This window comes from Pseudomonas sp. TH37 (assembly GCF_016650735.1).
Classification (GTDB): Bacteria; Pseudomonadota; Gammaproteobacteria; order Pseudomonadales; family Pseudomonadaceae; genus Aquipseudomonas; species Aquipseudomonas farris.
Map to the genome: position 1 here is coordinate 321,689 of NZ_JAEKFD010000007.1, position 9,107 is coordinate 330,795.

At 58.3% G+C, this 9,107-nt stretch carries 9 protein-coding genes; 3 read left to right on the plus strand and 6 right to left on the minus strand.

Translation table 11 applies throughout. From position 1 onward, the window contains the following. Positions 1 to 13 precede the first annotated feature (13 nt). The 4 genes from JFU11_RS19605 to hemJ form a co-directional block, all read right to left on the minus strand. On the minus strand, positions 14 to 802 hold the full coding sequence (locus JFU11_RS19605; protein WP_032835131.1) for an SDR family oxidoreductase: 789 nt from the start codon (positions 800 to 802) through the stop codon (positions 14 to 16). A 62-nt stretch (positions 803 to 864) separates the two neighbouring features. Further along, positions 865 to 1,842, minus strand: a complete 978-nt coding sequence (locus tag JFU11_RS19610; RefSeq protein ID WP_201061864.1) for a DUF805 domain-containing protein — start codon at positions 1,840 to 1,842, stop codon at positions 865 to 867. A 97-nt stretch (positions 1,843 to 1,939) separates the two neighbouring features. After that, entirely contained in the window at positions 1,940 to 2,908 is a 969-nt protein-coding gene (locus JFU11_RS19615; RefSeq protein ID WP_123719556.1) for a nitronate monooxygenase family protein, read from the minus strand. Positions 2,909 to 2,941: 33 nt separating this feature from the next. Next, on the minus strand, positions 2,942 to 3,373 hold the full coding sequence (hemJ, locus tag JFU11_RS19620) for a protoporphyrinogen oxidase HemJ (RefSeq protein ID WP_007906869.1): 432 nt from the start codon (positions 3,371 to 3,373) through the stop codon (positions 2,942 to 2,944). Positions 3,374 to 3,509: 136 nt separating this feature from the next. On the opposite strand from hemJ, the gene argC reads away from it, so the two are divergent. Continuing rightward, complete coding sequence (gene argC / locus JFU11_RS19625; RefSeq protein ID WP_007941665.1) at positions 3,510 to 4,544, plus strand: N-acetyl-gamma-glutamyl-phosphate reductase; 1,035 nt, start codon at positions 3,510 to 3,512, stop codon at positions 4,542 to 4,544. Positions 4,545 to 4,711: 167 nt separating this feature from the next. Further along, entirely contained in the window at positions 4,712 to 5,062 is a 351-nt protein-coding gene (gene erpA, locus JFU11_RS19630; RefSeq protein WP_007906865.1) for an iron-sulfur cluster insertion protein ErpA, read from the plus strand. A gap of 73 nt (positions 5,063 to 5,135) precedes the next feature. Here erpA and JFU11_RS19635 read toward each other — a convergent pair whose 3' ends face one another. Both JFU11_RS19635 and JFU11_RS19640 read right to left on the minus strand, forming a co-directional pair. After that, positions 5,136 to 6,227, minus strand: coding sequence for an anhydro-N-acetylmuramic acid kinase (locus JFU11_RS19635; protein ID WP_201061865.1), 1,092 nt, complete (start codon positions 6,225 to 6,227; stop codon positions 5,136 to 5,138). Positions 6,228 to 6,230: 3 nt separating this feature from the next. Then, a complete protein-coding gene (locus JFU11_RS19640; protein ID WP_201061866.1) occupies positions 6,231 to 7,661 on the minus strand; it encodes a peptidoglycan DD-metalloendopeptidase family protein in 1,431 nt (476 codons plus the stop codon). 210 nt (positions 7,662 to 7,871) lie between these two features. Here JFU11_RS19640 and tyrS point away from each other — a divergent pair, with 210 nt between their 5' ends. Continuing rightward, entirely contained in the window at positions 7,872 to 9,071 is a 1,200-nt protein-coding gene (gene tyrS / locus JFU11_RS19645) for a tyrosine--tRNA ligase (RefSeq protein WP_201061867.1), read from the plus strand. The last annotated feature ends 36 nt before the right edge of the window (positions 9,072 to 9,107 follow it).

Genomic DNA, 9,107 nt, shown 5'->3' on the forward strand with positions numbered 1-9,107 from the left:
CCTTGAGGATTGATCAGCGCGGGCAATAGGCTTTGTTGACCATGCCCGCGATTGTCCGGGTCAGCCAGCGTGAGCCGAGCCGCGGCAGGAACGCGAACCAGCGATTCAGGCGACCGGGGATAATAATGGCGCGATTTTTCGCCAGCGCGCGCACGGTATAAAGCGCGACTTCTTCTGGACTCATCAGCAGTTTGCTCTCGACCAGTTTGTCGGTATCCAGTTGCGCGGTGCGGAAAAACGCCGTGCGGGTCGGGCCGGGGCAGAGCACCGACACCTTGACCGCGCATTTCTTCAGTTCGACGCGTAAACCTTCGGAAAAATGCAGTACGTAAGCCTTGCTGGCGTAGTAAGTGCTCATCCAGGGGCCGGGATGGAACGCCGCGACCGAGGCGACGTTCAGAATCTGCCCGCCGCCCTGCAAGGCCATGCTGTTGCCGATGGCATGGCACAAGCGAGTGAGGGCCAGGATGTTCACTTCGATCAAGTCCTGCTCGGTCATCCAGTCCTGGGCCAGGAACGGACCGCAGGTACCGATGCCGGCGCAGTTGACCAGCAAATCGATTTGCCGGTCGCCTTCCTCCAGCTCCAGCAAAAAACCGGACAGCCTCAGCGGCTCGCCCAGGTCACAGGCACGAAACAGCACCTCCACACCAAAACGTTGAGTCAGTTCAATCGCAATGCTTTCCAGCTGATCACGCTGTCGGGCCACCAGAATCAGGCTGCGGCCGCGCCGGGCCAGCGCTTCGGCCATCGCCAGGCCGATGCCGCTGGAAGCGCCAGTGATCAGAGCGTAACGGGTCATGCAGTTCTCCATCGCAACAGCTCCGCGCCGGCGACGCAGGTGTCACGGACGGGGAGCGCTGTTCATTCTTTCGCAGAGTCTACAGGGGGCTCGGCTGCTTCGGCTGCATCATCGGATGAATTTGGTGCTTGCTCGGCCTCTTCGGCCGGCTCGACTTCAACTTCGTCGGTGATCACCGAGTTGCTTTGATAGGTGCTCTCGGTGGCGCTTTTGTACTCATCCTGGATCGCGGTGAGGCCTCCAGTCAGCCCGCCGACGAACATGATCGCGATAAACACCAGCCACAGCGAAGCCAGCACCCTGACCGCGTTGCTGTTGGGCGGTGGTGGTGCGCCATATCGGTTGGCAGTGTTGTTACCCGGCACGATCATTATTACAAACGGAAAAACGCTGCCCACGACCGGTACAAGGTTCAGCAGCCAGAGCCAGCCGGACCAGCCGATATCGTGCAGGCGCTGCACACTGAACTGGATGCTGATGAATGCGAGCACCACGACCAGGATAAAGGCCAGCAGACCCGCGAGGACCAAGCCAGCAGTGGAGTCCGTGCTAATGAGCGCGAAGCCGAAAATAGCCAGCACGGCACCAACGCCAAGCGTCACCAGCGTAAGCGCCATCGTCCAGGCCAGAAAGCGCAAGCGACCGATGCGGCCAACGAAACTGAATGGCTTGAGTGCAGAAAACTCCGGCAGTGCTTCGCCGACAGAGGCTCGGGGCGGTGCATAGGGAGAATCGGGATCTGCCGTGACAGGTTGGTTATTGGCAGGGGCGTGTTCGTGAACGTCGGACAGGTTCAGCTCGATCGAGGGTTCTGTTTCGATTCGGGCATCGATGCCGGTTTTCGTTAGCGCCTGAAGGTAAGTCTGCGCGTCGGCGTGTGACAGGTCGCGCTTGAGTGCAACTGTCCGGCCACTGAATAGGCGCTCGATAGCCGCGACATCGCTTTTGAACAGGTCGGCGAGATTGAGCTTCGCGGTGGTGGCGTCAACACCTGGCTGCAGAGCGCCATCGAAGACGATCTTGAAACGGTTTTCGCTCATGGCCGAGGCATCCTTGTCGCGAGAGTTTGTTTGTAGTAGACGGTGTTGCAAGTATGGAGTGTAGGGCCAGCCGGATTGGGCTGGCCAAGTTTTTCTGTCAGCGCGGCCAGCGCTTGGGCAACGCCGCCGCCAGTTCCAGCGCCTTGCGGTATTCGGCATCGAGACGTGCGACCAGTTGATCGACACTCGGCAGGTCATCGATTTCTCCGACACCCTGGCCTGCGGACCACACGGTTTTCCAGGCTTTGGCTTCGTCGCTCAATGGCTTGAGCTTGGAGCCGAAATTCACCTCGCCCTTGCCTTGCAGGGCTGCCATGTCGAAACCGGCGGCCTCCAGGCTCCGACGCATGAAACTTGCCGGTACTCCCGACACCGCTGGAGTATGGACGATGTCGGCGGCTCTGGAAGTCAGGAGCATCTCCTTATACGCGTCAGGTGCATGACTTTCAGTGGTGCCGATAAATCGCGTACCGAAGTAGGCCAAATCCGCGCCGAGCACTTGCGCGGCAAGAATTTCATGGCCATGGTTCAGGCAACCGGCCAGCAGCAGGGTCTTGTCGAAAAACTGGCGAATCTCGGCGATCAGCGAAAACGGGCTCCAGGTCCCGGCGTGACCACCGGCGCCCGCGGCCACGGCAATCAAACCGTCAACACCTGCTTCAGCGGCTTTTTCCGCGTGGCGACGGGTTGTCACGTCATGAAATACCAGGCCTCCATAGCCATGCACGGCGTCGACCAATTCCTTCACGGCGCCGAGGCTGGTGATCACGATCGGTACTTTGTGCTCGATGCAGATCGCCAGGTCGGCCTGCAATCGCGGGTTGCTGTTGTGGACAATCAGGTTCACCGCGTAAGGAGCGGGATTTTCCAGTATAGCCAGTCCTGCTTCGATTTCTTCCAGCCAGGCCTTGAAACCGCTGCTCTCACGCTGGTTCAGCGCGGGAAAGCTGCCCACCACGCCATTACGGCAGCAGGCGAGCACCAGTTCAGGGTTGGAGATCAGGAACATCGGCGCCGCCACCACGGGCAGACGCAAGCGTTGTTCGAGCAAAGCGGGCAGCGACATTGGAAGTACCCCGGGTGAATTATGCTTATTGGATTAAAACGGCCGAACGACGACCAGAATTACGATAGCCAGCAATATCAGAACCGGCACTTCATTGAACCAGCGATAAAAGACATGGCTGCGGGTGTTTTCGCCACGGGCAAAACGTTTTACCTGTGCGCCGCACATGTGGTGATAGCCGATGAGGATTACCACAAGGGTCAATTTGGCATGCATCCATGCACCTTGGGTGAAGTAGGCGCTTGGGTTGAGGCTGATCAACCAGATGCCGAATACCAGGGTGGCGATCATCGCCGGGCCCATGATGCCCCGGTACAGCTTGCGCTCCATGATACTGAAGCGTTCCTTGCTGACGGTGTCTTCGCTTTGGGCGTGATAGACGAACAGGCGCGGCAGGTAAAACAGGCCGGCAAACCAGCAGACCATGCTGACGATATGAAGCGCTTTGAGCCACAGATAAAGCATTTTTAGTTATTCCCAGGGTTCACGGTAGCGGGAATAGTAGAGGCTTGAGCCGCCACACGTCACCTTGACGGTTGTCGCAGGGCCGCGCGGCCCCTATTATCGACGGCTTTCCAGTGGGTTCGTTGAGGGCAGGTTTATGGTCAAGGTCGGTATCGTCGGCGGCACGGGTTACACCGGTGTCGAACTGCTGCGTCTGTTGGCACAGCATCCGCAAGCTGAAGTGGTAGTGATCACTTCCCGATCCGAGGCTGGCCTGGCCGTGGCCGACATGTACCCGAACCTGCGAGGCCACTACGACGGCCTGGCTTTCAGCGTTCCGGACATCAAGACCCTCGGGGCCTGCGACGTGGTGTTCTTTGCCACGCCGCACGGTGTTGCGCATGCGCTGGCCGGTGAGCTGCTGGCTGCCGGGACCAAGGTCATCGACCTGTCGGCAGACTTCCGTCTGCAAGACGCCGATGAGTGGGCCAAATGGTACGGTCAGCCGCACGGCGCGCCGGAACTGTTGGAGGAGGCGGTCTACGGCTTGCCGGAAGTCAATCGCGAGCAAATCAAGCAAGCGCGCCTGATTGCTGTGCCGGGTTGCTACCCGACTGCCACGCAATTGGGTTTCCTGCCATTGCTTGAAGCCGGTCTGGCAGATACCACTCGTTTGATTGCAGACTGCAAATCCGGTGTCAGCGGTGCCGGTCGTGGCGCTTCTGTAGGTTCGCTGTACTCCGAGACGTCGGAAAGCATGAAGGCTTATGCCGTCAAAGGGCACCGTCATTTGCCGGAAATCCGCCAGGGCCTGCGTCGTGCCGCGGGCAAGGACGTTGGTCTGACCTTCGTTCCGCACCTGACGCCAATGATTCGCGGCATTCACTCGACGCTCTACGCGACTGTCGTGGATCGCTCGGTGGATCTGCAAGCATTGTTCGAAAAGCGCTATGCCAACGAACCGTTCGTCGATGTAATGCCTGCCGGCAGCCATCCGGAAACCCGTAGCGTGCGCGGCGCCAACGTTTGCCGTATCGCCGTGCATCGTCCGCAGGATGGTGATCTGGTGGTGGTATTGTCGGTGATCGACAACCTGGTCAAAGGCGCGTCGGGTCAGGCGGTGCAGAACCTGAATATCCTGTTCGGTCTGGATGAGCGTCTGGGCCTGTCCCATGCAGGCATGCTGCCGTAAGGCTTTATCCCGCTCAGCAAAAAGGCCCGTCGAACGGGCCTTTTGCATTTTGGTCTGACAATTGGGTTGATTGATATACCGTAACAATAGTTGACCGATTTTCTGGGAGAAGCGGATAATGCGCGTCATCACGCATTATGGCGGCGTAACGCCGGGAGATAGTCAGCATGAGCGTCGAATCCTTCACCCCCACGGCTTTGCAATTCACCCACGGTGCCGCGCACAAGGTGAAGAGCCTGGTCGATGAAGAGGGGAATGATCGCTTGAAGCTGCGCGTATTCGTTACGGGCGGCGGTTGTTCAGGGTTTCAGTACGGCTTCACCTTCGATGAAGAAGTGGCCGATGACGACACCATCGTCGAGCGCGAAGGCGTTAGTCTGGTGGTCGATCCAATGAGCTTCCAGTACCTGGCAGGTGCCGAAGTGGATTACCAGGAAGGTCTGGAAGGTTCGCGTTTCGTGATCAAGAACCCGAACGCTACCACCACGTGTGGCTGCGGCTCTTCGTTCTCGATCTGATCGCACCTCACCGCATTACCAGACGCCGCAGAATCTCAGGACTCTGCGGCGTTTTGCTGTCTGGGGTTCAGGCTCAGGCGGGGTAGATGGCGCCGAGTACGCGTAGGCCGCGGGCACCGGTGACACTCGGACGGTTGGCCGCGATACCTTCCAGGCAGCAATGGGCTAGCCAGGCGAAGGCCATGGCTTCGACCCAGTCCGGGTCTACGCCGTAAGCAGCAGTGCTGCTGACTTTCGCATTCGGCAACAGGCTGGCCAAGCGCTTCATCAGCGTGGCGTTGTGCGCGCCGCCGCCACAAACCAGCAGCTCCCGGGTATTCGATTGGGCGCTTTGCAATGACTCGACAATGGTCAGCGCAGTCAGCTCAAGCAGCGTGGCCTGTACGTCTTCGGCAGCGAAGGTCGGTAGCTGCGACAGATGCTGCATCAGCCATGGGAGATTGAATACTTCGCGACCGGTGCTCTTCGGGCCTTGGGTCACAAAGAATGGATCACTGAGCAGCTCGTTCAGCAGAACCGGTTCAACCTTGCCGCTGGCGGCCCATTGACCGTCACGATCAAAGTTGTCGCCGCGTTGCTGGTGAATCCAGGCATCCAGCAAGACATTCCCGGGGCCGCAGTCAAACCCGGCAACAGGCTTGCCGGGTTCGATCAGGCTGAGATTGCTGAACCCGCCGACGTTCAATACCGCGCGGTTGCCAGGTCGTTCTTCAAACAGGGCTTCGTGAAAGGCTGGAACCAGTGGGGCGCCTTGTCCGCCGGCGGCTACATCACGGCTGCGGAAATCGCTGACCACGGTGATGCCGGTCAGCTCGGTGAGCAAGGCAGGGTTGCCGATTTGTACCGTGAACCCGCGCGCCGGCTCATGGCGAATGGTCTGGCCGTGGCTGCCAATTGCGCGAATGTCGTCGGGTTTCAGATTTTGTTGGTCGAGGAGGGTGTGAATGCCCTGTGCGGCCAGTTTCACCCAGTTCTGCTGGGCAATGGCGGAGCGGGCAATCTCGTCCGGGCCGCTGGCGCACAAGCCAAGCAGCTCGGCGCGCAGGGAATCAGGCATAGGGATGTAATGGGTGGCGATCAGCTTGATCGCCGGGGCTTGCTCGATCAACGCAATGTCCAGGCCATCAAGGCTGGTCCCGGACATCACACCTATATAGAGCGTCATGGCTTAGCGTTTACTCGAAGCCAGCTGGGTGGTTTTCTCTTGATCCATGCGCGCCATCAGCGGCTGGCTTTGCGCGAGGAAGCGTGAGCGTTCAGCTTTGGAGATCGGATCGGCCATCGCCACCTTCTGACCCAGCGGGTCGACGTGCACGCCATTGACCTGGAACTCGTAGTGCAAGTGCGGGCCGGTGGACAGGCCGGTAGTGCCGATGTAACCGATCACCTGACCTTGCTTGACGCTGCCGCCAGTCTTGATGCCTTTGGCGAAGCCCTGCATATGACCGTACAGCGTGCGATAGGTATTACCGTGCTGGATGATCACGGTGTTGCCGTAACCGCCGCGACGACCCGCCAACAATACTTTTCCGTCACCGGCAGCCTTGATCGGCGTACCGCGTGGGGCTGCGTAATCGACACCCTTGTGGGCGCGGATCTTGTTCAGGATCGGGTGCTTGCGTCCCATGGAGAATTTCGAGCTGATGCGGGCGAAGTCTACCGGGGTACGGATAAACGCCTTGCGCATGCTGTTGCCGTCAGCCGTGTAGTAGCTGCTGTTGCCTTGTTTGTTGGTGTAGCGCACTGCGGTGTAAGTCTTGCCGCGGTTGGTGAAGCGTGCAGAGAGGATCGGGCCATTGCCAACAGCTTTGCCATTGACGACTTTCTGTTCATAGATCACATCGAACTCGTCACCCTGGCGAATATCCTGGGCGAAGTCGACGTCATAGCCAAACACACTGGCCATATCCATGGTCAGGCTGTGGGACAAACCGGCTCGGGCGGCAGATTGCGACAGCGAGCTGTTGATCACGCCATGAACATAGGCGGAGCGAACTGTGGGCTTGGCGGTAATGCGGTTGAACGTATAACCCTTGTCATTCTTGGTCAGGCTGATGCTTTCCATGTCGCTGACCTTGCTGTGCAAGTTGGTCAGCTGGCCATCCGGGTCCAGTTCGAACTCAAGCTTCTGGCCATGTTTGAGCTGGCTGAACTGCTTGGCCTGCTTGTCGCTGGCTAGCACTTCATGCACCGAAGTGGCCGGAAGGCCGACTTTCTCGAACAAAGTCGAGAGAGTGTCGCCTTTGCTAACAATCACTTCCTTATGGCCTGGCGCCTTCTTCTCTTCGACGACTGGCGCGGGAGCAGGGGCGGGGGCGGCCTGGGCGGTTTCCTGAGTGTCTTCGGCGCTGTTTTCGATCTGCGCGAAGGGGGAGGCGGCCGGCTCATTTGTGGCTTGGACGGATTCGGCGGCGTCTTGATCTTGTGTCAGTTGTTCTGCAGGGCTTTCCAGTTCAAGACTCAGGGTCGTCTTTTTGGCTTCAACATCACTGGAAGGGAATACCAGAAGCGCCAGGCTGAGAAGGGCGGCGATGCCACTTGCTGCAAGCAGGTGGGTCTTCGGGTAAAGCGGAGGCGCTTTAGACGGTTCTGTGGTCATAGGTAATTTTGACTTTGAAAAGATGAATTGGAAAAGATGAATGACATGATGAAGACGAAATAACTGTATAAAATATAACCAAATCATCTCTGAAGCAAGTCTGCGAACGCTCTGTCCGTGGATTGGCGTCCGTGCGCCGGGCAAAACTTGTATTTGGTGCGCGATCTTGTATGGTTGTTCCCCTTTGAATCTGAGCCTTGCGGGTCTGTTATGAAGTCGGTTGAAGAGCAGCTAGCGCTGATCAAACGTGGTGCAGAAGAACTGTTGGTCGAGTCCGAGCTGATCGAGAAACTCAAGCGTGGCCAGCCGCTGCGTATTAAGGCAGGCTTCGATCCGACCGCGCCGGATTTGCACCTGGGTCACACCGTGCTTATTAATAAGCTGCGCCAGTTCCAGGAACTGGGTCACCAGGTGATCTTCCTTATAGGTGACTTCACCGGGATGATCGGTGATCCAAGCGGCAAGAGCGCGACACGTCCTCCGCTCACCCGTGAGCAGGTTCTCGAGAATGCCGAGACCTACAAGACTCAGGTCTTCAAGATTCTTGATCCGGCCAAGACTGAAGTGGCGTTCAACTCCACCTGGATGGATCAGATGGGGCCAGCCGACTTCATTCGTCTGACTTCGCAATACACCGTGGCTCGCATGCTCGAGCGCGACGATTTCGATAAGCGCTACACGACCAATCAGCCAATTGCTATTCACGAGTTCCTCTATCCGCTGGTTCAGGGTTATGACTCGGTCGCGTTGCGCGCGGATGTCGAGCTGGGTGGTACCGATCAGAAATTCAACCTGCTGATGGGGCGCGAGCTGCAGCGTAGTTATGGTCAGGAGGCTCAATGCATTCTGACGATGCCGTTGCTCGAAGGTCTGGATGGTGTGAAGAAGATGTCCAAGTCGTTGGGCAACTACGTCGGTATCCAGGAAGCGCCGGGTGTCATGTATGGCAAGCTGGTCTCTATTCCGGATGTGCTGATGTGGCGTTACTTCGAATTGCTCAGTTTCCGCTCCATGGAAGAGATCGATGCTTTCCGGGCTGACGTCGAGGCGGGCGCGAATCCGCGTGACATCAAGATCAAGCTGGCCGAAGAGATCGTTGCGCGCTTCCATGGTGAAGAGGCTGCGGCCAATGCTCACCGTGCGGCGGGCAACCGTATGAAGGATGGTGAGCTGCCGGATGATCTGCCAGAGATCGAGTTGACCGCTGCCGAGGATATGCCGATTGCTGCTGTCCTTAATAAAGCGGGCCTGGTGAAGAACTCCGCTGTGGCGCGCGATCTTCTCGGTTCTGGTGGTGTGCGTATAGATGGTGAGGTTGTCGATCGCACCTTTATATACGTACTGGGCGCGACCCATGTTTGCCAGGCCGGGAAGAAGGCATTTGCGCGTATTACGCTCAAATCCGAATAAAGCTGAAATCAGGGGTTGACGGCAGATTCTGGAAGC